Annotated in this window: 22 protein-coding genes; 16 read left to right on the top strand and 6 right to left on the bottom strand. The window is 68.9% G+C overall.

What is annotated here, in order from left to right:
• Positions 1 to 154: 154 nt before the first annotated feature.
• Both H0B43_RS14785 and H0B43_RS14780 read right to left on the bottom strand, forming a co-directional pair.
• The gene (locus H0B43_RS14785; RefSeq protein WP_185727232.1) at positions 155 to 628 is read right to left on the bottom strand and encodes a YbaK/EbsC family protein; all 474 of its coding nucleotides are present in this window, start codon (positions 626 to 628) and stop codon (positions 155 to 157) included.
• A gap of 34 nt (positions 629 to 662) precedes the next feature.
• Complete coding sequence (locus H0B43_RS14780; RefSeq protein WP_185727233.1) at positions 663 to 1,754, bottom strand: hypothetical protein; 1,092 nt, start codon at positions 1,752 to 1,754, stop codon at positions 663 to 665.
• 52 nt (positions 1,755 to 1,806) lie between these two features.
• On the opposite strand from H0B43_RS14780, the gene H0B43_RS14775 reads away from it, so the two are divergent.
• Entirely contained in the window at positions 1,807 to 2,457 is a 651-nt protein-coding gene (locus H0B43_RS14775) for a TetR/AcrR family transcriptional regulator (protein WP_312033745.1), read from the top strand.
• Here H0B43_RS14775 and H0B43_RS14770 read toward each other — a convergent pair.
• Together H0B43_RS14770 and H0B43_RS14765 are read right to left on the bottom strand one after the other, a co-directional pair.
• A complete protein-coding gene (locus tag H0B43_RS14770) occupies positions 2,388 to 3,503 on the bottom strand; it encodes an alpha/beta fold hydrolase (protein WP_185729954.1) in 1,116 nt (371 codons plus the stop codon). The two genes, H0B43_RS14775 and H0B43_RS14770, sit on opposite strands and share 70 nt — an antisense overlap.
• Positions 3,504 to 3,578: 75 nt before the next feature.
• Entirely contained in the window at positions 3,579 to 4,895 is a 1,317-nt protein-coding gene (locus H0B43_RS14765) for a monooxygenase (protein ID WP_185727234.1), read from the bottom strand.
• A gap of 82 nt (positions 4,896 to 4,977) precedes the next feature.
• Here H0B43_RS14765 and H0B43_RS14760 point away from each other — a divergent pair, with 82 nt between their 5' ends.
• Positions 4,978 to 5,808 carry a crotonase/enoyl-CoA hydratase family protein gene (locus tag H0B43_RS14760; RefSeq protein ID WP_185727235.1) on the top strand — a complete coding sequence of 277 codons (831 nt, stop codon included), beginning with the start codon at positions 4,978 to 4,980 and terminating at the stop codon, positions 5,806 to 5,808.
• Positions 5,809 to 5,933: 125 nt separating this feature from the next.
• Positions 5,934 to 7,592: an MDR family MFS transporter gene (locus H0B43_RS14755; protein ID WP_185727236.1), complete on the top strand. Its 1,659-nt coding sequence runs from the start codon at positions 5,934 to 5,936 to the stop codon at positions 7,590 to 7,592.
• A gap of 66 nt (positions 7,593 to 7,658) precedes the next feature.
• Here H0B43_RS14755 and H0B43_RS14750 read toward each other — a convergent pair whose 3' ends face one another.
• Entirely contained in the window at positions 7,659 to 8,150 is a 492-nt protein-coding gene (locus H0B43_RS14750; protein ID WP_185727237.1) for an inorganic diphosphatase, read from the bottom strand.
• Positions 8,151 to 8,281: 131 nt separating this feature from the next.
• Between H0B43_RS14750 and dacB the strand changes: the two genes are divergently transcribed.
• The 4 genes from dacB to hpt are packed head-to-tail and all read left to right on the top strand — an operon-like array spanning position 8,282 to position 12,258.
• A complete protein-coding gene (gene dacB / locus H0B43_RS14745; RefSeq protein WP_185729956.1) occupies positions 8,282 to 9,667 on the top strand; it encodes a D-alanyl-D-alanine carboxypeptidase/D-alanyl-D-alanine-endopeptidase in 1,386 nt (461 codons plus the stop codon).
• Entirely contained in the window at positions 9,667 to 10,713 is a 1,047-nt protein-coding gene (locus tag H0B43_RS14740; RefSeq protein WP_185727238.1) for a zinc-dependent metalloprotease, read from the top strand. Before dacB ends, H0B43_RS14740 begins: the two co-directional genes overlap by 1 nt.
• Positions 10,714 to 10,721: 8 nt before the next feature.
• Positions 10,722 to 11,699, top strand: coding sequence for a tRNA lysidine(34) synthetase TilS (gene tilS, locus H0B43_RS14735; RefSeq protein ID WP_185729957.1), 978 nt, complete (start codon positions 10,722 to 10,724; stop codon positions 11,697 to 11,699).
• A gap of 4 nt (positions 11,700 to 11,703) precedes the next feature.
• Positions 11,704 to 12,258: a hypoxanthine phosphoribosyltransferase gene (gene hpt, locus H0B43_RS14730; protein WP_005244976.1), complete on the top strand. Its 555-nt coding sequence runs from the start codon at positions 11,704 to 11,706 to the stop codon at positions 12,256 to 12,258.
• A gap of 10 nt (positions 12,259 to 12,268) precedes the next feature.
• Here the strand turns inward: hpt and H0B43_RS14725 are convergent, their stop codons facing one another.
• Complete coding sequence (locus H0B43_RS14725; RefSeq protein ID WP_185727239.1) at positions 12,269 to 14,410, bottom strand: serine/threonine-protein kinase; 2,142 nt, start codon at positions 14,408 to 14,410, stop codon at positions 12,269 to 12,271.
• Positions 14,411 to 14,573: 163 nt separating this feature from the next.
• Here H0B43_RS14725 and H0B43_RS14720 point away from each other — a divergent pair, with 163 nt between their 5' ends.
• From H0B43_RS14720 to H0B43_RS14680, 9 genes are all read left to right on the top strand, one after another.
• Complete coding sequence (locus H0B43_RS14720) at positions 14,574 to 15,917, top strand: amidase (RefSeq protein ID WP_185727240.1); 1,344 nt, start codon at positions 14,574 to 14,576, stop codon at positions 15,915 to 15,917.
• Between the two features lie 211 nt (positions 15,918 to 16,128).
• Positions 16,129 to 18,444 carry an ATP-dependent zinc metalloprotease FtsH gene (gene ftsH / locus H0B43_RS14715; RefSeq protein WP_185727241.1) on the top strand — a complete coding sequence of 772 codons (2,316 nt, stop codon included), beginning with the start codon at positions 16,129 to 16,131 and terminating at the stop codon, positions 18,442 to 18,444.
• A 60-nt stretch (positions 18,445 to 18,504) separates the two neighbouring features.
• Entirely contained in the window at positions 18,505 to 19,122 is a 618-nt protein-coding gene (gene folE, locus H0B43_RS14710; RefSeq protein WP_043826734.1) for a GTP cyclohydrolase I FolE, read from the top strand.
• Positions 19,119 to 19,976, top strand: a complete 858-nt coding sequence (gene folP, locus H0B43_RS14705; protein WP_185727242.1) for a dihydropteroate synthase — start codon at positions 19,119 to 19,121, stop codon at positions 19,974 to 19,976. The genes folE and folP overlap by 4 nt, the downstream gene beginning before the upstream one ends.
• Entirely contained in the window at positions 19,969 to 20,331 is a 363-nt protein-coding gene (gene folB / locus H0B43_RS14700) for a dihydroneopterin aldolase (protein WP_185727243.1), read from the top strand. Before folP ends, folB begins: the two co-directional genes overlap by 8 nt.
• Positions 20,328 to 20,840: a 2-amino-4-hydroxy-6-hydroxymethyldihydropteridine diphosphokinase gene (folK, locus tag H0B43_RS14695; RefSeq protein WP_185727244.1), complete on the top strand. Its 513-nt coding sequence runs from the start codon at positions 20,328 to 20,330 to the stop codon at positions 20,838 to 20,840. Before folB ends, folK begins: the two co-directional genes overlap by 4 nt.
• Positions 20,841 to 20,860: 20 nt before the next feature.
• Positions 20,861 to 21,328 carry a DUF3180 domain-containing protein gene (locus H0B43_RS14690; RefSeq protein ID WP_185729958.1) on the top strand — a complete coding sequence of 156 codons (468 nt, stop codon included), beginning with the start codon at positions 20,861 to 20,863 and terminating at the stop codon, positions 21,326 to 21,328.
• Between the two features lie 70 nt (positions 21,329 to 21,398).
• A complete protein-coding gene (locus H0B43_RS14685; protein ID WP_185727245.1) occupies positions 21,399 to 22,361 on the top strand; it encodes a DUF6779 domain-containing protein in 963 nt (320 codons plus the stop codon).
• 144 nt (positions 22,362 to 22,505) lie between these two features.
• Complete coding sequence (locus tag H0B43_RS14680; RefSeq protein ID WP_185727246.1) at positions 22,506 to 23,432, top strand: Rossmann-like and DUF2520 domain-containing protein; 927 nt, start codon at positions 22,506 to 22,508, stop codon at positions 23,430 to 23,432.
• Positions 23,433 to 23,435 lie beyond the last annotated feature (3 nt).

The raw sequence follows: 23,435 nt of genomic DNA, 5'->3' as shown, positions 1-23,435 counted from the left end.
GTCGGGGGTCGCGGGGGAGACGCGAACCATCGACGGTATCGGCGTTCTCGGCTCTGTCGGACACATCATTCTCCGGGTCGGCCCGTGTGGGTCACTGTGCCACTCGCGGTCACGAGATGTGCCGTCAACTATAGGGGCGCTGCAGGCAGGGGATTCAGTCGACGTCGATCGCGAGGCCGGCGGTGATCCGCACCAACTCCGAGAACGACGTGCGGAAGACCGTGTCCGGGTGCCCGGCGGCCGCCCACAGTTCCGCGTGCTCCGACAAGGCGTTGTCGACGTAGGTGGGGAGATTGGTGGGATGGCCGAGCGGGGCGATACCGCCGATCGGCTGGCCGGTGGCCATCCGCACCATGTCGAGAGGTGCCTGGGTCAGATTTCCCTGCAGTCGCTTGCCGGTGTTCGCCAGATCCACCTCGTGCGCCCCCGACACGAGAATGAGGATCGGATCGTCGTCGAGAAGAAACACCAGCGACTTGGTGATGGCCCCGATGTCCACCCCCAGGGATTCCGCTGCCTCGGCCGCGGAGTGGGTGGAGTCGGGTTGGGTCACGATCACCCCATGGTGTCCTCGCGCGATCAGTGTCTCGGCGACATGCGCGGCGTGGGGGTGCAGGGGCGTCGGCATGAACCAAGAGTAGGTCCATTCCCCCGGAACGACATCAACAAGCGTCGTCCGACACGACATCGGAACGGGGCGTAGTCGATTCCGCCTTCCGGAGACGTCTGGCGGTGAACCCGAACAGCAGTCCCAGACCGATCGCGGAGTACAGCGAGAGCGCGAGCGCCGGTTGCCCCAGCCCGACGCCGTCGAAGTACACGATGCTCCGGATTCCCTCGGTACCCGCGCCGGGAGTGATCCAGCGGCCGATGGCCGAATAGAAGGCGGGAATGACGTTGGAACCGAACGCCCCGCCGGCGCTGGGGTTGCCCAGAATCACGAAAACGGCGATCGCGAGGGGTACCGCCAGGATGCCGACCGAGGCGCGCAGTCCGAGGGTGAACACGGCCGTGCCGAAGACGACCCCGGTGCCGAGGAGCCACAGCGGGAACCAGTGACCCGCGAACGTGCCGAGCACGTGCGTCGTGATCAGGGCGCCGAGAGCGCCGGAGACCAGGGCGTAACCGAACAGCGCGGCAGTGTGCGCGGCGGCCTGGCGCAGGGTCCGCGGGGCGCCGATGAACAGGCCGATCGCCGCCGCGAGCAGGTAGCCGCCGACCACCCACCCGACCGCCAGATAGAAACCGGACAGGCCGCGGTTGTCGTGCGCGCCGACGGGGATCTCGTCGCGAACCGTGAACTGGCGACCATGACTGTCCTCCACCTGGGCGAACACCGACTCGAGTGCGCTGGAGATGGAGCTGCCGCCCGCGCTCGCCGTGATGAGAGTGTCGGGGCCGGCGGGATTCACGACGAACGCGCCCTGGATCTCGCGGTCGTGGAGGAGGCGGCGGGCTTCCGTGGTGTCCGAGACGACGCGTGCGCGGACCGGTCCGCCTTCGATCGCGTCGAGCCGGTCGGCGACCTGCTGGTCCATCCCGGCGGGCAGTCCCGCCGCTGCGACGACCCCGATCTCGATGTCGCGGGGCGTGGGCTGATGGAACGCGGCCACGTAGCTGAGGATGAAGCCGAGCTGGAGGAGGAGGACGCCGAAGACCAGCGCGGCCATCACCTTGGGCGCGCCGTGTTTCGACACCGGACTGTCGTGGTGCACGGGAGCCGAAGTGGTGGGTTCGCTGGCGGTGGTGGTCATCGGACGTCCTCGATCCTTGTCGATACCGTGGGTATTGAATACCCTAGGTATCGTGACTGAAGATCGTCAACCGGACCGTCGTCACACCGAATGGGCGCCCACGACGCGTCCCGGTCGTGACGTCGTGCGTCAACGCCTCCTCGACGCCGCGGCGGAGGAATTCGCCGAACGCGGCTTCAGCGCGGCCAGGCTCGCCGAGGTCGCGCGCCGGGCCGGGTTCACGAAGGGCGCGGTCTACTCGAACTTCGACTCGAAGCAGGACCTGTTCGCGGAACTGTTCGCGGCGCGCTCACTCGAACTCGCGGGACGCGTGCTCGCCGAGATTTCCGGCATGAACCCGTCGGACGCCGCGGGCAAGGGTGGCGAGGCCATCGCGTCGTGGATGGTGCGCGAGCCGGGATGGTCGCTGCTGGTCCTCGAATTCGGAGTGCTCGCCGCCCGCGACCCGCAGATCGCGCAGGCCTATCTGCGCGAGAGGCGACAGTTGCGGGGCAGGCTCGTCGAGTTGATCGGCGAGCGTGCGCGGGAGTGGGGAGTGAATGAGGGCTTCGACGTCCGCACCACCGCGATCTCGCTGATGGCGCTCATCTCGGGACTCGTCCTGGAGCATTCGGTCGACCCCGAGGAGGTGGATCAGCCCACGATGGGCGCCGCGGTCACCGCACTGTTCGCGGGCGCCGTCGCCCGGGCCGGGCTGATCTGATCACCGCCCAGGAAACCGTCGATGTGCGCCCAGGTGGTGTCTTTCGCCTTCGGGCCCGCGACGAGACCCAGGTGGCTGCCCGGCGCGGACTCGAACCGCACCGACGGGGAACCGGTGAGCACGTCCGTCGCCGCGCGCACCGAGGCGATCGGGGCGATGACGTCCTCGGTGCCGCCGATCGCGAGGACCGGCACCGTGAGATCGGCCAGGGCGATCGCGCCGTTCCGGGTCTCGAAGCTCCCCGTGGCGAGTGCGTTTCCGAGGATCAGCTGAGTGCAGACCTGTCGGAAGAAGCGCGCGGGGTAGCCGGGCATGTCGGCCATGAACCGGTCGATGGATTCCATCCGGGCGAGGGTCTCGGTGTCGTGCAGATTCCGCGCGATGAACCACGGTTTGGTGAGTTCGCGCTGGAGTGCGGTGAATCGGTAACTGGCCTGGACCAACGGGGCGGGCAGGCCACCCATAGCCCTGGTGGCGGTGGTCAGGGGGCGATCGCCGGTGAACCGGCCGACCACGCGGAGCGGCGCGATCATGGTCACCGACTCGTAGTCGATGGGCGTGCCGATCGCTGTCACCGAACCGATCGGCAGATCGGTCCGGCCCGCGGCCGTCAGCAGCGACATCGTTCCGCCGAGGCTCCAGCCGATCAGGTCGACGGCCGACCCGTCGTGGAGGCGGGACACGCGGTCGACGGCCGCCGGGATGATGTCGTCGATCCAGTCCTCGAACCCGAGACCGCGGTCGGAGTAGCCCATCGTGCCGTAGTCGACGAGATACGTCGCCTTGCCGGTGCCGGCGAGATGCGCGGCCAGGCTCTGGCCCGGCCGCAGGTCGAAGCACTGCGCGGGCGCCGCGAGCGGGGGCACGAGGAGGATGGGCCGGCCACCGTCGGCCTCGCCGTCGAACCGGTAGAGGTCCTGATGAGGTGCCTCGTGGATGAGTGTCGACGGGGTCCGCTGGACCGGCGCGATCCCGCCGCCGAACGACAGTCGCCAGGCGTTGCGGGTCAGCGTGTTCAGCGTGGGGTTCCAGGCGATGTCGAGCACGGTTTTCCTCTCGGGGCGGCGCAGAGTCTGCATGTATCTGTTACGAAAACATACAGGTAATACCGTGGTCGCTCGTCAGCGGGACGCGAGCAGAACCCGCAGCACCGTCGACGGCCGCAGTAACGTTCCGGGACGGTCGAGGAGATGCGTCACCCGCAGGAACGCGGACCCGACCGCCGGGTCGACGGCCGCCGCCCGGTCGATCCGGGACGCGTACGCGTTCGCCATCCGCACCCGCGCCGACCGCCGTCCGGGCACCGCCGGAATCCGGAGGTCGTTGTCGACGGTGAGGTTCCACGCCGCGTCGATGCACCGATTCGCTCCGCGCAGGAACCGGCGGGCGAGCTGTGTACGCCCCGACCGCAGGCAGTCCCGCAGGACGGTCGCCTCGACCGCGGCGACGCTCATCCCCTGGCCGTAGATGGGATTGAACGAGCAGATCGCGTCCGCGAACGGCAGATAGTTCGACGGCAGATCGTCCGCTGAAAAGTGCCGGCGGATGGTGGTCGGGATCCGGTAGCGCACGCCGTCGTCCACCGGCGCGGCGGTGCGCAGCGCGTCGTACATGTCCGGGGCGGGAAACGACTTCACGAAGTCGAGGAAGCCGCCCGCGTCCAGCGGCGGCACGTCGTCGCCGTACCCGGCGAGGGTGACGATCCAGGTGCCGTCCTCCTGCACACCCATGAATCCACTGCGCGGATGCGACGGTCCCGGCGCCATCCCGATGCCGGAATCCCCGTCCAGGTGCGGTGGCTCGAGCCGGAAGTGCCGCGTCGCGTACGTGACGTCGACGGCCACCCGCGACTCGGACGGGGGCGCGAACCCCAGCGCGCCGAGCCGGGCGACACTCTGCGAACTCCGGCCCGACGAGTCCACGACGAGATCGGCCGCGACGACCTCCGGAAGGGCGCCACCCCGGTGCTGCACGGACACACCGGTCATCCTCCCGTCTTCGACGGTGAGGGCCGCGACGTCCGACCGGTCGAGGATCCGGACATTCGGCAGGGCCCGCACCCGTCGGCGCACGTGCCACTCGACGAGCGCCCGGCTCGCGAGAATGCCGGGAACCCCGCTGGTCTCGCGGGCCATCCGGTGCCCGTCGACGACCCACCGGATGTCGCCGAGTGCGTCGCCTCCGGTGGCACCGAGAGCGAGGAGTTCGGCCACGAACCCCGGCAGGAGATCCTCCATCGCGGCCTGCCCGCCGGCGAGAAGGGCGTGCACGTGCCGGGCCTGCGGGACGCACCTGCGGGGGATCGCCGTCTCGGGTAGGACGTCGCGTTCGAGGACGGTGACGGTCCGGTAGATGCCGGCGAGAGCGGCCGCGGCCAGCAGACCGCCCATCCCGGCGCCGATGACGACGGCGCCGTCGGGGCTCGTCGGGTGAGTCATCGACGCGGTCCGTTCGCACGACGGTGCAGAGACCTCCAGGGTATTTCGCCTGGCCTGCTCGGGCGGTGGTTACTCTGGAGTAATGACCGAACAGAAGACCTGGAATGCGTTCACCGTCGAGCGCAAGGATCACGTCGCGCAGGTGACGCTCATCGGGCCCGGAAAGGGCAACGCGATGGGCCCGGATTTCTGGAGCGAGCTCCCCGAAATCTTCGGTGAACTCGACGCCGATCCGGACGTGCGGGCCGTCGTGATCGCCGGTTCGGGCAAGAACTTCTCCTTCGGTCTCGACCTGCCCGCCATGAGCGGCAGCTTCGGCTCCGTCCTTGCCGACAAGGCGCAGGCCGGTCCCCGCACCACGTTCCACGACATGATCAAGCGGATGCAGTCGGGCATCAACGCGGTGGCCGATTGCCGCAAGCCGGTGATCGCGGCCGTCCAGGGTTGGTGCATCGGCGGCGGCGTCGACCTGATCTCCGCCGCGGACATCCGATACGCGAGCATCGACGCAAAGTTCAGCATCCGTGAAGTCAAGGTCGCCATCGTGGCCGACATGGGCAGCTTCGCGCGGCTGCCCGCCATCATCGGTGACGGTCACCTGCGCGAATTGGCGCTCACCGGCAAAGATATCGACGCCGCCCGCGCGGAGAAGATCGGTCTCGTCAACGACGTCCTCGAGGACGCCGACGCGGTCCTCGCCGCCGCACACGCGACCGCCGCCGAGATCGCGGCGAACCCGCCGCTCGTCGTGCACGGCATCAAGGACGTCCTCGGCCACTCGCGCGCCGCCGCCGTCGACGACAGCCTGCGCTACGTCGCCGCGTGGAATGCGGCGTTCCTGCCGTCGCAGGACCTGACCGAGGCGATCACCGCCGTCTTCGAGAAGCGCACCCCCGACTTCAAGGGGGAGTGATCCGTCCGCACTGTCGGGATCGGACACTTATCCGCAGGTAAAGCCCAGTCCAACAGTTGCCCGAATCCTCGCCGCGCTCGCATACTTGCCGACTACAAGTAAACGAACAGTGCAGCGAGGACACAGTGGCGAATTCGGTCGAAACGCCGGTGGCATACACGCACCGGCAAATCCTGGCTGTACTCAGCGGGTTGATGCTCGGCATGTTCCTCGCCGCACTCGACCAGACGATCGTGGCGACGGCAATCCGCACCATCGCCGACGACCTCGACGGGTACTCGCTGCAGGCGTGGGCCACCACCGCGTACCTCGTCACCGCGACGCTGGCGACGCCGCTCTACGGCAAACTGTCCGACATCTACGGCCGCAAGCCGTTCTTCATGTTCGCGATCTCGGTCTTCGTGATCGGTTCGGTGCTGTGCACGTTCTCGACGTCGATGTACGTCCTCGCCGCGTTCCGTGCGATCCAGGGACTCGGTGCCGGCGGCCTGTTCTCGTTGGCGCTCACCATCATCGGCGACATCGTCTCCCCCCGTGAGCGAGCCAAGTATCAGGGGTACTTCCTCGCGGTGTTCGGGACGTCCAGTGTTCTCGGTCCCGTCCTCGGCGGTGTGTTCGCGGGGCAGGACGTCATCCTCGGAATCGACGGCTGGCGTTGGGTTTTCCTCGTCAACGTGCCTGTCGGGCTGGTCGCGCTCACGGTCGTCTCCCGGGTACTGCATCTCCCGAAGCGCCCGACCGGAAATCAACGGATCGACTGGTGGGGCGCCGTCGCTCTCGCGATCGGCGTGGTGCCGTTGCTGGTGGTGGCCGAACAGGGGCACAGCTGGGGATGGGACAGCTCGAAGTCGTTGGTGTGCTACGTCATCGGAGTGATCGGGGTGCTCGCCTTCGTCCTCGTCGAATTGGCGATGAAGGACGCCGCACTCATTCCGATGCGCTTCTTCCGCAACGGCACGTTCGCGCTCGGCGTCGTGATCAGTCTGGTCGTCGGTGCCGTCATGTTCGGCGGCATCACCCTCCTGCCCCAGTACCTGCAGGTGGTGAAGGGCTCGAGCCCCACCCTCGCCGGCTTCCAGATCCTGCCCATGGTTCTCGGACTGATGGCCGGATCGGTGGTCAGTGGTCAGATGATCTCTCGCACCGGGCACTACCGGTACTTCCCGATCCTCGGGACCGCTCTGATCGTGATCGGCGCCTTCCTGCTGCACACCGTGGCCGCCGGCACCCCGATGCCCGTCGTCATGGCATTCATGCTGATCCTCGGGCTCGGCCTCGGAAATCTGATGCAGCCACTGACCCTCGCCATTCAGAACGCGCTGCCGCCGCAGGACATGGGGGTGTCGACCGGCGCCGCCACGTTCTTCCGCCAGATCGGCGGCACCGCAGGCGTCGCGATCTTCCTGTCGATCCTCTTCTCGCGCCTCACCCCTGCTATCGGCGAACGTGTGACGGCAGCGGCAGGAACACCCGAATTCCGCCGAGCCGTGGTGGCCGCCGCCCAGAGCAACGACCCCGCCGAGGCCGCCATGGGACAGGGCATGCTCAGCCCCGATCACGCCGGGGTCAGCGGTGTCCTCACGGACAGCTCGGTGATCGGCAGACTCGACGACGTGCTGGCCCTGCCGTTCAAGCAAGGGTTCGCCGACGCCATCGGATCCGTCTTCCTCACCGTCTCGATGCTCGCCGTCGTCGCCTTCGTCCTCACCGTGCTCTGGAAGGAAGTCCCCCTCCGCAGCGAGTCCGGACTCCAGGCAGCGGCGCGGGGGGACGCGGAGGCCTGAGACGCCAACGGCGCCCAACTTCGAGACCGAAGTTGGGCGCCGCTGGTATGGCTCAGTTGCTACAGCTCAGTGCCCGCCGTTGTCCTTCAAACGCTTCAGCGACGCCTCGACCTCGGCCTTCGCCTCGGCCAGCCCAACCCAGTCGGCGGCCTCGACGTGCTTGCCCGGCTCGAGATCCTTGTAGTGGACGAAGAAGTGCTTGATGGCGTCCAGTTCGAACTGCGGGACGTCGCCGATGTCCTGGATGTGATCCCAGCGCGGATCGCCCGCCGGAACGCACAGCACCTTGTCGTCGCCGCCGGCCTCGTCGACCATCTTGAACATGCCGACCGGGCGTGCCTCGACGATGACGCCGGGGAACACGGACTCGGGGAGCAGGACCAGCGCGTCCAGCGGGTCGCCGTCCTCGCCGAGGGTGTTGTCGATGAAGCCGTAGTCGGCCGGGTAGCCGAACGCGGTGTACAGGTAGCGGTCCAGCTTCACGCGACCGGTCACGTGGTCGACCTCGTACTTGTTTCGCTGACCCTTGGGGATCTCGATGGTGACGTCGAACTCCACGCCGATTCCTCGCTGTCGTGTCGATGATGATTCGGGGAGAGGATATCGGGTCGAGGATAAGGTTGGGAGTCTGACCACCCACGAATCGCAGTGAAGACGGAGGCGCGTTGCCGGGCCAGGGAAAGAAGAAGATGGGCTCGTTGGCGGGACGCCACCGTCGGAACATGCGAATCCTGTTCGCGTCGGTCGTCGTCGTGGTGCTCGCGATGGCGGCTGTTCTGGTGGTCGCGGTGACCGCGCACAACGCGTCGGCGGGCCGGGGAGAACTGACGATCGCCCCGGAACCGGCGCCGATCATCGCGGCCCCGCAGGTCACGCCGGTCCCGGACGACGCACCCATTCCGTCGGCGCAGGGAATCGCCGCGGCCGTCGGTCCGGCCGCCGCCAACCCCGACCTCGGCAAGTTCAGCGGAACCGTGGCCGACGCGGTCACCGGTCAGGTGCTGTGGAGTGCCAACCCGCAGACCCCGATGACGCCCGCGTCGACCACCAAGGTCCTCACCGCGGGATCTGCACTGCTGTCGCTGCCGTCGGACCACCGGGTGTCGACCACGGTGGTGCAGGGGTCGGCTCCCGGACAGATCGTCCTGGTCGCCGGTGGTGATCCCACCCTGACCGCGAAACCGGTCGGGGAGAACGGCTACTACCCGGGCGCGGCGCACATCTCGCAACTCGCCGATCAGATCCGGACCGCGGGCATCCAGGCGACGAGCATCGTCGTCGACACGAGCATCTATTCGGGCGACACCATGGCGCAGGGGTGGTTCCCGACCGACGTCGGTGCCGGATTCATCACGCCCACCGAGCCGATCATGATCGACGGCGGGCGGGCCGACCCGCTCGTCGACGAGTCGCCGCGCAGTTCGACGCCCGCCCTGGACGCCGGGCGAACGCTCGCCGGTGCGCTCGGCATCGACCCGTCCGCGGTCACCTCCGGCGTCGCCGCGCCCGGTGCGGCCACCGTCGCGAGTGTGCAGTCCGCGCCGCTGCGCGACCGATTGCAGCAGATGATGGAACACTCGGACAATGTGCTTGCCGAAGCGATCGGGCGGGAGGTTGCCATGAGTGCGGGCGCGGAAGCATCGTTCACGGGAGCCGTCGCGACCATCGGCCAGACGCTGTCCGGCGCCGGATTCGACCTGTCGGGGCTCACACTGCACGACGCGAGCGGATTGTCCGTCGACGACCGCATCGCACCGCAACTGCTCGATCAGGTCCTGACGGCCGCCGCGGGGGACGGCAAACCCGCGCTGCGGCCTATGCTCGACTATCTGCCGGTGGCAGGCGCCACGGGCAGCCTGTCGGACCGGTACGCCTCCGGAAACCGCACCGGTGCCGGATGGGTGCGCGCGAAGACCGGCACCCTGTCCACGGCCAGCGCCCTCGCCGGGTACGTGGTGGATCAGAACGGGCGGGTCCTCACGTTCGCGCTGATGTCCAACGACCGGCCGCCGGAGGTCAGTCGTCCCGCACTCGACGCACTGGCGGCTGCGCTCCGCACGTGCGGGTGTCAGTGATGGCCGCCGAGGGAAACGCCTTCAGCGGCGCCGTCGACTGGAACCTGGCAGCCAGGACGGGGGTCAAACTCGCTCGCAGCGGCCCGGCCACGTCGAGGTACACGGCCGAGGCCGTGGTCGCGGAACTGGCCGACGCGTCGATGCGCGCCGAACTACCCGTCCGGGAAGTGACCGGCCTCGCGGACGGACTGCCGGTCCCGACCGCGCAGATCCTCGACCGGGCGGGCTGGATCCACGCCGCGGCGCACTCGATGTCGCAACTCACGGGCGGCGACGCCGCTCCCGGTCTGCTGGTCGGCAAGCCGGCAGGCATCCAGGCCGGGGCGATGCTCGCGTACCTGTCCTCGGCGATTCTCGGCCAGTACGACCCGTTCACCGGCGAAGACGGAACCCTGCTGCTGGTCGCGCCCAACGTGGTGTCCGTCGAGCGGACCCTGCGAGTGCAGCCCACCGACTTCCGGCTGTGGGTGTGCCTGCACGAGGTGACGCACCGGGTGCAGTTCTCCTCGTCGCCGTGGCTCACCGGATACATGCAGCAGTCGGTGGAGACCCTCGGATCCGCCGACGACGAATCCCTCGGCGACATCGTCGGCCGGCTCTCCGCGGCGGTGCGCGACCGCGGGCGCACCGAACCGGACGAGTCCGGCGCGCCCGGCGGCATCGTCGGACTGTTGCGCGCCACCCAGGCCGAACCGCAGCGCGAGGCACTCGACCGGCTCCTGGTGCTCGGCACCCTCCTCGAGGGACACGCGGACCACGTGATGGACGCGGTCGGCCCCGCGGTCGTGCCGTCGGTGGCCGCCATCCGCGCCGCGTTCGACAATCGGCGTCGCCGCAAGAGCAACCCTGTGCAGCGCGTCATCCGGGCTCTGCTCGGGATGGACGCGAAGATGGCGCAGTACGTGCGGGGCAAGGCGTTCGTCGACGCCGTCGTGGACAAGGTCGGGATGGAGCGGTTCAACATCGTCTGGACCGGCCCCGACACTCTGCCCCGACTCGCGGAGATCGACCATCCCGACGCCTGGGTGTCCCGGGTACTGGGCTGACACGGGTGATGCTGCTTCCCGAGGAGCCGGCGATCCTCGAGGTTCGTCACGCCGTGCGGCGGTGGATCGCGGCGTACGCCCCGGACGGTGACCTCGCGGTCGGGCTGTCGGGAGGCGCCGACTCGCTGGCGCTGACGGCGGCGGCTGCCGCGGAGGCGCGTTCGGTTCGCGCCCTGATCGTCGATCACCGGCTGCAGCCGGGGTCGGCCGACGTCGCCGGGGAAGCGGCAGCACGTGCGCGGATCCTCGGCTGCGCGTCCGCCGAGGTGCTCCCCGTCGACGTCAGCGGGTCCGGTGGGCTCGAGGCCGCCGCCCGGCAGGCCCGGTACCGCGCCCTCGACGCGGCCCGCGGAACCTGCCCGGTGCTGCTCGGACACACCCTCGACGACCAGGCCGAAACGGTGTTGCTGGGGCTGTCGCGTGGTTCGGGTGGCCGGTCCATCTGGGGGATGAGCGCCTACGACAGCCCGTGGGGACGACCGCTGCTGGACGTGCGGCGCGCGGTGACCCGGCAGGCTTGCGCGGAGCTGGGCCTCGCCCCACACGAGGATCCGCACAATTCGTCACCCGACTTCGTGCGGGTGCGGTTGCGTACCGAGGTGCTGCCGCTTCTCGAGGACGTCCTGGGCGGCGGTGTGGCCGGTGCACTGGCCCGCACCGGTGAGCAACTGCGGGAAGAGGGGGCCGTGCTCGACGCGGCGGCCGCCGACACCGCAGCGAAAGTCGTGGTGGACGGGGAAATCGACGCGGCACGTCTCGCGCTGTCGGCTCCACCCGTGCGGCGGCGGGTGCTGCGGAGCTGGCTGCTGGCAGCGGGCGCGCGCGGGCTCGGAGACACCCAACTGCGAGCCGTGGACGGCCTCGTCGCGCGGTGGCGCGGGCAGGGACACGTGGCGGTCGGGGGCGGAACACCGGACGCGAGGTTGGTGGTCCGTCGACGACGTGGCAGGCTGAACGTCGGATTGGACGACCAACGAAGGGTTTGATCGCGTGTACGAAGGCGACATCGCATCGGTACTGATCTCCGAGGACGAGATTCGTCGACGTACCGTCGAACTCGCCGAGGAAATCGCCAAGCGCTACCCGGAGGGCGCCCCGGAAGGGGATCTGCTCCTGGTGGGTGTCCTCAAGGGCGCCATCTTCTTCATGACCGACTTCGCGCGGGCGCTGCCCATCCCCACCCAGATGGAATTCATGGCCGTCAGCTCCTACGGGTCCTCCACGTCGTCGTCCGGCGTCGTGCGCATCCTCAAGGACCTCGACAAGGACATCGCCGGCCGGCACGTGCTGATCGTCGAGGACATCATCGACTCCGGTCTCACCCTGTCCTGGCTGATGCGCAACCTGTCGAGCCGCAACCCCGCCTCGCTAGAGGTCGTCACCCTGCTGCGCAAGCCCGACGCCATCAAGGTCGACGTCAACGTCGCGAATGTCGGCTTCGACATTCCCAACGAATTCGTCGTCGGCTACGGCCTCGACTACGCCGAGCGGTACCGCGACCTGCCCTACATCGGAACGCTCGAGCCGTCCGTCTACGGCGGCTGAGTTCGACCCGTCAGCGGACGGGGTCGTGGGACACGGCGAGCTCCAGCGCCCGGAGGTCCTGCTCCAACTGCCGGAACAGCCAGTACACGCCGACGAACGCGAAGATGCCGCCGACGCACAGGATGCGGACCGCGATGATCACCAGCGTGATCTCGTCGGGCGACAGGAACGTCACCCCGGCTACCCCGGCCAGCGGAACCGACGCGGCCACGGCCAGGTACAGCGTGCTGCGGCGGTCGAGACCCCGCAGCTTGTGGGCGTCGGCGCTGCTGGCGATGTCCTGCGGCAGCAGGGTCGGGTAGATGCAGCGCACCGCGAAGAACGCGACCACGAAGAACGGGTACGCGACGGACACGGCGCCGCACACGATCAGTGACGCGATGAAGTGCACATACGCCCCCGGGGGCACGTTCCCCGCCGCGAGCTGCAGCGAAATCGGGTACGCGATACCCGCGATGAGCCACAACCCGAACACCACCAGCACCACGCGGTCGCCGAGCAGCAACGTGTCGGTGCGGGCGCGGGCCAGCGTCTGACGGTCGTACGTCTTTCCCTTGCGCAGCCCCCGGGGCACGAGCAGCGGATACCGGCACCAATACAGCAGCAGGATCGCGCCCAGCGGGAACGCGATCGAATTGATGACCAACTGGATCCCCTCGAACGACTGCTGCGCCTCCGGTGTCAGGTTGCTGATGATCAGCATCTTGTTGTGGTGATAGTTGTACGCGCCGGCGAGTGCGTTCGGCACTGCGATACCGAAAACCAGAATCGGGAGGGCGAAGCGGCGCAACCGCATACGCCAACTGTTCGGCGGCGGATCGACGAGATCACGGGCCCGCGGGTTCAGGCACAGGTCGAACTGCTGGGCCAGCTCGGCGCCGGACGACCACCGGTCCTCGGGCTTCGGCGCCAAACAGGTGAGGAGCACCCGCCGCAGCGACGGGGGACAGTCGTGCGGCAACTGGTCGAGGAACTCCGGGTCGACGTCGCGGCTGCGGCTGTCCAGCATCGCCTCGAGTGCGGCGAGCGACTCGCTCGACACGTCCTCGTCCTGGAACGGTCGGCGCCCGCACATCAGCTCCCACAGCATCACCCCGAGAGCGAAGATGTCGCTGCGGGTGTCGAGGTCAGCCGCCGTTCCGGGCATTCCGCGGTGACATGCCTCGAGTTGCTCGGGGGACATGTAGGCCAGGGACCCGCCGAAATAGGCGAGCGGCGAAGCCCCGGTGACGTTGTCGCTGAAACTGATGTTGAAATCGGCGAGCTTGGGCACGCCCTCCGCCGTCAGCAGGATGTTGGCGGGTTTGATGTCGCGGTGCAGGACGCCGCGCTTGCCCGCGTAATCGAGGGCCTCGGCCAGTCGCCGCCCCAGCCACGCGATCGTCTCCGGCCAGGTCAGCGACGCGATCTCATCCCGCACACTCGAGTCGGTGGGCCTGATCTCGCCCTTCTCCCGCATCTCCTCGTCGACCACGTCCAGCAGGAGTCTGCCGGTCCGGTCCTGTTCCGGGGTGACGCGGACGCGGCGCAGAACCCGCAGCAGCGTGCCGCCCGGTAGGTACTGCATGTACAGGAGGCGCAGCTGCCGGTCCTCGAGCAGCCGCTGGTCGAACACCCGCACGATGTAGTCGTGGTCGAGTTGCGCGAGGGTCTGCGGCTCGTTCCCCTTGTCGTGCGAGATCTTCACCGCGACGAGCCGCTGCATCGACCGCTGGCGTGCCAGGAAGACCCGGCCGAACGCGCCGCTGCCCAGACCCATCAGCAGGTCGAAGTCGTCAACCTGCTGCCCGACCTCCACATCGTCGAGAGCCGCGTTGCTCGGCGGCTTCGTGATGAGCGTGTCCGGTTGCCGGGCCGTCACGGTCGGAGCGGCCGTCGCGGCCGTCGCGGCCGTCGCGGTCCGGTCGGCGGCTGCGGTTCGCTCGGCAGCGGCGGTCTGTTCCGCGGCAGCGGTTTGTTCGGACGCGGCGGGTGCGGTCTGCCCGGCAGTCATCGTCCGTGCCGACAGGGTTTGCTCAGCGGTCACCGTCGACGGGCCGGCCGCGACCGTCGCTTCGCTGGTCTGTTCGGAGTTCGTGGCTCCGACGGTTCGTTCGGCAGAGTCCGATCCAGCGGCCGATCCGTCTCTGCCCGACCCGTTTCCTCTGCTCATTGCACATCGAGGGTTCTACTGGGCGGGTTCTCTGGGCACATCGAGTTGTCTGGAGCGGTGTGAAGAGTCCCATCCAGGGACAAGCGAATGGTAACCCCGCAGACCTGACGCATCCAGCGTGAATACTGGAAATCCCTGGTCCGCGGCACCATATACTCGTGAGATGGGGCATTCCCCGTTCACTCCCGCCGCCGTCGTCGCCGAGCAGGTCCGCTCGGGCGTCGCGGGCCCCACGGAGGCCGTGGAGGCCTCGCTCGCCGCCATCGCGGAGCGCGACCCGAAGATCCGGGCGTTCGTCACCGTCCTCGAGGACCAGGCCAGAGCCGACGCGGCAGCGCTGTCACAACGGCCGGATCTGGCCACTCTTCCGCTGGCGGGAGTGCCCGTCGCGATCAAGGACGTCATCCCCGTGGCCGGACTGCCGATGCGCGAGGGATCGACGGCGACCAGCGCCGAACCGAGAGCCACCGACCACGCCGTCGTCGCACGACTGAAAGCGGCGGGAGCCGTGGTCGTGGGCCTGACGACGCTCCCCGAACTGGCAGTGTGGGGATCCACCGACGCGCCCGGCCACATCACCCGCAATCCGTGGAACCTGTCCCGGACCTGCGGTGGTTCGTCCGGGGGCGCCGCTGCCGCCGTGGCCGCGGGAATGGTGCCGCTGTCCCACGGGACCGACGGGCTGGGTTCGATCCGCATCCCCGCGGCGAACTGCGGGGTGTTCGGCATCAAACCGGGCCGCGGGGTCGTGCCGTCCGAACTCGGTGCCACCTCATGGTTCGGGATGGCCGAGAACGGGCCCCTGGCCACGACCGTCGGCGACGCCGCCCTGATGCTCTCCGTGCTCGCCGACCGCCCGGACCTCGCCCGGATCGGCGCGTCGGAGCCGCTGCGCATCGCGGTGGCGGCCGGCTCGCCCACATTCCTGGCCACGGTCGACCCGCAGTGGCGGGACGCGGCCGTCCGCGCCGGGACGGAACTGACCGGTTCGGGGCACGACGTCGAACCGGCGACGTTGCCGTATCCGGTCAACCTGCTTCCTGTCCTCGCCCGCTGGACCGCGGGAACGGCCGCCGACGCGAAAGGGCTCGATCGGCGGCAACTGCAACCGCGGACCCGCAGGCATGTCGCGCTCGGCCGGGCGCTGGGCCGGTTCGTCCGCCCGGAGCAGGTCGACAAGCTCGAGGAGTCGCTGCGCGAGTTCTTCGAGAAATACGACGTCGTCGTCACGCCCGCGCTCGCCCAGCCGCCGCTCGCGGCCACGGCGTGGAGCGAGCGGTCGTGGGCGTCGAACGTCGTGGCCAATGTGCGGTACGCCCCGTTCAGCGCGCTGTGGAACCTCGTCGGCTGGCCGGCGGCGAGTGTTCCCGTCGGCACGCACTCGCACTCGGGCACACCGCTCGCCGTGCAGATCGCCGCGCCGCCCGGCGGTGAGGCGAGAATCCTGGCGCTCGCCGCTCACATCGAGCGGGTGGGCGGCTGGCCGAGGGTCGCGCCCGCCCGGTGAACTCCCGCACATTCGCATCCGGATCGAGTCCCGGGGAACCGATGGGCGTCCGTGTGCGTTGACAGGGGAGAGACCGCTCCCGACAGCGGTTGGCTGCTACCTGGAGTCGCCGGGGTGCCTTCGCGGTAACCTGGTTTGTCCGGTTGGCAGCCGGAAGGCGCACCCGGAAGACCCGCACTCTCGAAAGGACCGGCCAGCTCGGCCGACCTGTATGAACCGTAAGACTGTGTTTCGAAACCTGGCGATAGTCGCCGGCATCCTGCTGGTGATCTACGCCTTCAGCTACTTCGGCAACGACACGCGCGGATTCAAGAGTGTCGACACCTCGGTGGCGATCGCGCAACTCGACGCCAACAACGTCGACAAGGCGCAGATCGACGACCGGGAGCAGCAGGTGCGCCTGTGGCTGAAGGACGGCAACGACGCCACCGACGGCAAGACCGAGATCCTCGCCAAGTATCCGGCGTCGGCGTCCGAGCAGATCTTCAACGAGATCTCCGACAAGGGCCTGCAGAGCTACAACACCACGGTCACGCAGGAGAGCTGGCTCACGTCCATCCTGCTGTTCGTCCTGCCGATGGTGATCCTGCTCGGCATCTTCTTCTTCGTGATGAGCCGGATGCAGGGCGGCGGTCGCGGCGGTGTCATGGGCTTCGGCAAGTCGAAGGCCAAGCAACTGTCGAAGGACATGCCGAAGACGACCTTCGCCGACGTCGCGGGTGCGGACGAGGCCGTCGAGGAGCTCTACGAGATCAAGGACTTCCTGCAGAATCCGGCGCGCTACCAGGCATTGGGCGCGAAGATTCCCAAGGGCGTCCTGCTGTACGGCCCGCCCGGGACCGGTAAGACGCTGCTCGCCCGTGCGGTGGCAGGCGAGGCCGGGGTGCCCTTCTTCACGATTTCCGGTTCGGACTTCGTCGAGATGTTCGTCGGTGTGGGTGCGTCCCGCGTGCGTGACATGTTCGATCAGGCCAAGCAGAACAGTCCGTGCATCATCTTCGTCGACGAGATCGACGCCGTCGGACGCCAGCGTGGCGCCGGCCTCGGTGGCGGCCACGACGAGCGCGAGCAGACTCTCAACCAGTTGCTCGTCGAAATGGACGGTTTCGGTGACCGCACCGGCATCATCCTGATCGCGGCCACCAACCGCCCCGACATTCTGGACCCGGCGCTGCTGCGTCCGGGCCGCTTCGACCGGCAGATCCCGGTCGGCGCCCCCGACCTCGCCGGTCGCCGCGCCATCCTCAAGGTGCACTCGCAGGGCAAGCCGATCGATCAGCATGCCGACCTCGAGGGCCTCGCCAAGCGCACCGTCGGAATGTCGGGCGCCGACCTGGCGAACGTCATCAACGAGGCCGCGCTGCTCACGGCCCGCGAGAACGGCACCGTCATCACGGAGGCCGCGCTGGAGGAGTCGGTCGACCGCGTCGTCGGCGGTCCCCGCCGCAAGAGCCGCATCATCAGCGAGCACGAGAAGAAGATCACCGCGTACCACGAGGGCGGGCACACGCTCGCCGCGTGGGCGATGCCCGACATCGAGCCCGTCTACAAGGTCACCATCCTCGCCCGCGGCCGCACCGGCGGTCACGCGATGACGGTTCCCGAGGACGACAAGGGCCTGATGACGCGGTCCGAGATGATCGCCCGGCTCGTCATGGCGATGGGTGGCCGCGCGGCCGAGGAACTCGTGTTCCACGAGCCCACCACCGGTGCGTCCTCCGACATCGACATGGCGACGAAGATCGCCCGGTCGATGGTCACCGAATACGGCATGAGCGCCAAGCTGGGCGCGGTGCGGTACGGCCAGGAGGGCGGCGACCCGTTCCTGGGCCGCTCGATGGGGCAGCAGTCCGACTACTCCCACGAGGTCGCGCGCGAGATCGACGAAGAGGTCCGCAACCTCATCGAAGCGGCGCACACCGAGGCGTGGGCCATCCTCAACGAATACCGGGACGTGCTGGACATCCTGGCCACCGAACTGCTCGAGCGCGAGACCCTCACCCGCAAGGATCTCGAGAAGATCTTCCACAGCGTCGAGAAGCGGCCCCGGATCACCGCGTTCAACGACTTCGGCCACCGGACCCCGTCCGACAAGCCGCCGGTCAAGACGCCGCGGGAACTCGCCGTGGAGCGCGGTGAGCCGTGGCCCCAGCACCCCGAGCCGGTGTTCGCGCAGCAGCAGTCGCAGCCGGCTCCGCCGCAGCAGCAGTACCCGCACCCGGCGCCCGCCAACGGCTACTCGCAGCCGGCGCCGACCCGGCCGCAGGGTGGGATGCCACAGCCGCGTCCCGACTACGGCGCCCCCGCGGGTTGGTCCGCTCCGGGCTGGCCGCCACGCGATCCCGGCAACCAGAACCCGGAGGGTCAGTACCCCGGTAACCAGCGTCCCGTAAATCAGGGGCCCGGTGACCAGGGTTCGGGAAACCAGGGTCCGGGGAATCAGTGGAACCCGCCGCACGAGCAGCGCGGCACCGGGGACGACGACGCTCAGACGAGGGCCTGGAAAGGACCGGACGGATCGAACTGATCCGCCCGACACTAGGCTGTTGCTTCGGGACGATGGGTCCCGGTACTGGAGGAGTTTCGGTTGTCGGTGAATCATCTCGGTAGTGAGCCCGTCGCACTCGAGACAGGCCGGGTGTTCGATCAGCCGCGGGCCGAGGCGGCGGTGCGCGAACTGCTGATCGCGATCGGTGAAGACCCGGACCGTCCCGGACTCCGCGACACACCGGCCCGGGTGGCGCGGTCGTATCGGGAGGTCTTCGCGGGCCTCTACACCGACCCGGACACCGTGTTGAACACGACATTCGACGAGGGGCACCAGGAATTGGTGCTGGTTCGCGACATCCCGTTGTACTCCACGTGTGAGCACCATCTCGTGTCGTTCCACGGCGTCGCCCACGTCGGGTACATCCCCGGCCGGACGGGCAAGGTGACTGGGCTGTCGAAGCTGGCCCGCGTCGTCGACCTGTACGCCAAGCGCCCGCAGGTCCAGGAGCGTCTGACCAGCCAGATCGCCGATGCCGTGATGCGCAAACTCGACCCGCGCGGCGCCATCGTGGTCATCGAGGCCGAGCATCTGTGCATGGCGATGCGGGGAATCCGCAAGCCCGGTGCGAGTACCACCACCTCCGCGGTGCGTGGTCTCCTCCAGTCCAGCGCGGCCTCACGTTCCGAGGCTCTGGACCTTATTCTGCGGAAGTGACCGTGATCGAGTTGCCCTCGCCGGGCCGAACCGTGGTGATGGGTGTCCTGAACGTCACCTCCGATTCGTTTTCCGACGGGGGCCGTTTCCTCGATCGCGACGCGGCGCTGCAACGCGGTCTCGAGTTGAAGCGCCTCGGCGTCGACATCGTCGACGTCGGCGGCGAGTCCACCCGGCCCGGCGCCGCGCGGGTCGATCCCGACGTCGAGGCCGCGCGGGTCGCACCCGTGATCGCGGACCTGGTGCGCGAGGGCATCTGCGTCAGCGTCGACACGATGCGGGCCTCCGTCGCGGAGGCCGCGATCGAGGCGGGCGCGTCGATCATCAACGACGTTGCCGGTGGCCGCGCGGATGCGGCGATGGCCTCGGTCGTCGCGGACGCCGGGGTGCCGTGGATCCTGATGCACTGGCGTTCGGCTGCCGACTACGTGCACCGCGGCACCGCCGACCACTACGAAGACGTGGTCCGGGAGGTCCGGGACGAACTGATGACCCAGGTCGACGTGGCCGTGAAGGCCGGGGTGGATCAGGGTTCCCTGGTGCTCGATCCGGGTCTCGGTTTCGCGAAGAACGCCGACCACAACTGGGCGTTGCTGAAGGCGCTGCCCGAATTCAACGAGCTGGGTTTTCCCGTCCTCATCGGCGCGTCCCGCAAACGGTTCCTGGGCGCACTGCTGGCGGACGCGGACGGCGATCCCCGGCCACCGGCAGGCCGGGAGACTGCGACGGCGGTCGTGTCGGCGCTGGCCGCGACGCACGGCGCGTGGGGAGTGCGCGTGCACGACGCGCAGGCGTCCCTCGACGCCATCGCGGTGGCCGAAGCCTGGACAAAGGGTGCAGCCGGACGTGAGTGATCGAATCGAGTTGCGCGGCTTGAAGGTTCGTGGCAACCACGGCGTCTTCGAACACGAGAAGCGAGATGGTCAGGACTTCTACGTCGACATCACCGTCTGGATGGACCTCGCGGTCGCGGCCGCGTCGGACGACCTCGCCGACACCCTCGACTACGGCGGGCTGGCCGAGCGCGCGGCCGCGATCGTCGCCGGGCCGCCGCGGGACCTCATCGAAACCGTGGCCGCGGAGATCGCGGACGGGGTGATGACCGATCCTCGTGTCCGGAGCACCGAGGTGGTGTTGCACAAGCCGTCCGCGCCGATCCCGCTGACCTTCGCGGACGTGGCGGTGGTTGCACACAGGTCGAGGCCATGAGCCGCGCGGTGTTGTCGATCGGGTCGAATGTCGGCGACAGCCTCGCCCATCTGCAGTCCGTCCTCGACGGGCTCGACGACGCGGTCGTGGCCGTCTCGGCGGTGTTTTCGACGGCGCCGTGGGGCGGTGTGGAGCAGCAGGACTTCCTCAACGCGGTCGTCGTCGTCGACGATCCCGCACTCGACGGCTACGGCTGGTTGCGGCGCGGGCAGGAACTCGAGGCCGCCGCCGATCGGGTGCGCACCGAACGGTGGGGCCCGCGCACGCTGGACGTCGACGTCGTTTCGTGCGGCGAAGTCCGCAGCGACGACCCCGAACTGACCTTGCCGCACCCGCGGGCGCACGAACGCGCCTTCGTGCTGATTCCGTGGCTGGACGTCGACCCGGAGGCCGTGCTGCCCGTCGACGGGACGAGCACCCGGGTCGACGCGCTGGTGGCACTGCTGGACGAGGACGAACGGGCCGGTGTGCACCGGACGGACCTCGTCCTGAACCGGCGGTCGCGATGAAGCCGGAACCGACGGGCACGATGAAACCCACCCGGATCTGGGATCTGCTGTTCCTGGCCGCTCTCGCCCTCGCCGCCACCTGGATTCTGGTTCGCGTGTTCTACGGGTCGTTTCCCCCCATTCCCGTGTACGCCGGTGCGTCGCTGTATCCGGTCGCGCTGATCGAGGTCGTACTCGCCTTCATGGTGCGATCCCGGGTCAGCAATCATCAGTTGGGCGACGGCCCGCATCAGCTGCACCCCATCACGGCGGCCCGGGTCGCGGCGCTGGCGAAGGCGTCCGCGCTCGTCGGTGCGGCGACGGCCGGCGTGTGGGGCGGTTTCCTGCTGTACCTGCTTCCGCAGCGTTCGGTGCTCCGGGCGGCGGTCTCGGACAGCCCCGGAGCGTGGGTGGGTCTCGTCGCCGCATTGGCGCTCGTCGGCGCCGCACTGTGGCTCGAACACTGCTGCCGCACCCCCGACGACCCGTCGGACGAGCCGGCGCATTAGGGCTGTGGGGGATCGCCGCAGGACGGATGGAATGCGCGGCGCACCCTTGTGGGCCAAGTACCCTGGCACCATGACGAATCCTGGTCGCCTGAAGTCTGCGCGCCGCAACAGGCGCAGCGCGAGCCAGATGATCGTTGCGGGGTTGCTGGCTCTAGCGGTGATCGCGTCCCTGTTCCTGATCTTCAGCGACAGCGTCCAACTCCTGAGAGTGGGCCTGGTGGCGGCACTCTGGGCCGCGACGGTCGGTGCCATCGCGATGACGAAGTACCGGCGCGAGTCGGCGCTGGACAAGGCGAAGGTCAACGATCTGCAGACCGTGTACGAGTTGCAGCTGGAGCGGGAGATCTCGGCGCGGCGCGAATACGAACTCACCGTGGAGAAGCGGGTGCGCAGCGAAGTGCGCGCCGACGCCGACGAACTCGCCGCGCTGCGGGCCGAGCTCGCGTCGCTCCGCAAGAATCTCGAAGCGTTGTTCGACGGTGCGATGCCGACCGAACGGATCGCGCTGCGCGCCGATTCGACGCGTGTGCAGGAACTCGCCGGCGGCTCCTACAGCAGCTATCAGCCGGCCGCGTCCGGCCTGTACGTCCCGGGTGCGGGACACGCCGCCGGGGCGGGGCACCAGAGCGGCTCGGCTCAGCAGTCGCAACCGTTCGCGAATCCGGACGACGATCCGGTCACCGCCGAGACGTCGATCGTGGAGCCCCTCGACGCCGGCCGCGTCGAACCCGAAATCGAGGTCGAGCCGGAACCGGAGCCAGTCGCCGAGGTAGTGCCCGACCGCGCGCCGGAGCCGAAGCCCGCACCGAAGCCCGCACCGAAGCCCGAACCCGAGGTCGCGGCCGGAACGGAACCCGCGATCGAGCCCGAACCGGAGGCGGAGGGACGCCGCGGGCGCCGACGCGCAGCGGAGGACGAAGAACAGTCCGGCGCGCATTCGAACGGGCTGTCCGTCGCCGAGATCATGGCGAACATGCAGTCGACATCGGGGTCCGCCCAGGCCGGCGGAGGCAGGCGTCGCCGCGCCGACTAGCGCCGGACGCGCCCGGGACAACCCACACCGTGTGAGGCATATATCACTCTGCCGGCGCATGGCGGGGTGCGTTCGACCCGGGCTATCCTCACCTGGAACGTCTGGTACCCGCCGAGCGGGACTGGAACGAACGAGAGGACGAAGGTGACCTCTTTCGGGATCACTAATGGCCCTGCGCCTGCGAGGTTGACGGTAGGAATCGTCTCCGCCGGCCGGGTCGGTACAGCAATCGGTGCCGCGTTGGAGCGGGCAGGACACGTCGTCGTCGCCTGCTCGGCGGTCTCCGACGCGTCACGTCACCGGGCACGCACCCGGCTCCCTGAGACCGAGGTCCTGCCGGTGGCGGAGGTCGCCGCCCGCTCCGAACTGCTGATCCTCGCAGTTCCCGACGCCGAACTGCCGTCGCTGATCGCAGGCCTGGCCTCCACCCGGGCGGTGCCGAACCGTGCGATCGTGGCCCACACGTCCGGAGCGAACGGCATCGGAATTCTCCAACCGCTCACCGAGCAGGGCATCGTGCCGCTCGCGATCCACCCGGCGATGACGTTCACCGGGCATGACGAGGACACCGTCCGTCTCGCGTCAGCCTGTTTCGGCGTCACCGCCGCCGATGACATCGGGTACGCGATCGGGCAGTCACTGGTTCTCGAGATCGGCGGGGAGCCCGTCCGGGTCCGCGAGGACATGCGGCCGCTGTACCACGCCGCCCTCGCCCACGGCAGCAATCACCTCGTCACGCTCGTCGTCGACGCCGTCGCCGCACTGCGGGTCGCGCTCGAAGGCCAGGAACTGCTCGGCCAGGAGTTGATCGGCGACGAGCCCAACGGTCTGGCCGAACGTGTTCTCCAGCCGCTGCTCTCGGCGGCACTCGACAACGCCCTGCGGCGTGGGCCGTCGGCGCTGACGGGGCCCGTCGCGCGGGGCGACTCCCAGGCGGTGGCCACGCACCTGCGGGTCCTCGAGGAAGTCGATCCGCAGATCGCGGCCGGCTACCGCGCTCTCTCACTGCGGTCGGCGCAACGCGCCGGCGCGTCACCCGAACTGCTCGACATCCTGGAAGACCGGAGGTGAGTT

This window comes from Rhodococcus sp. 4CII (genome assembly GCF_014256275.1).
GTDB classification, from domain to species: Bacteria; Actinomycetota; Actinomycetes; order Mycobacteriales; family Mycobacteriaceae; genus Rhodococcus_F; species Rhodococcus_F wratislaviensis_A.
This window is presented reverse-complemented; position numbering and strand designations above follow the sequence as displayed.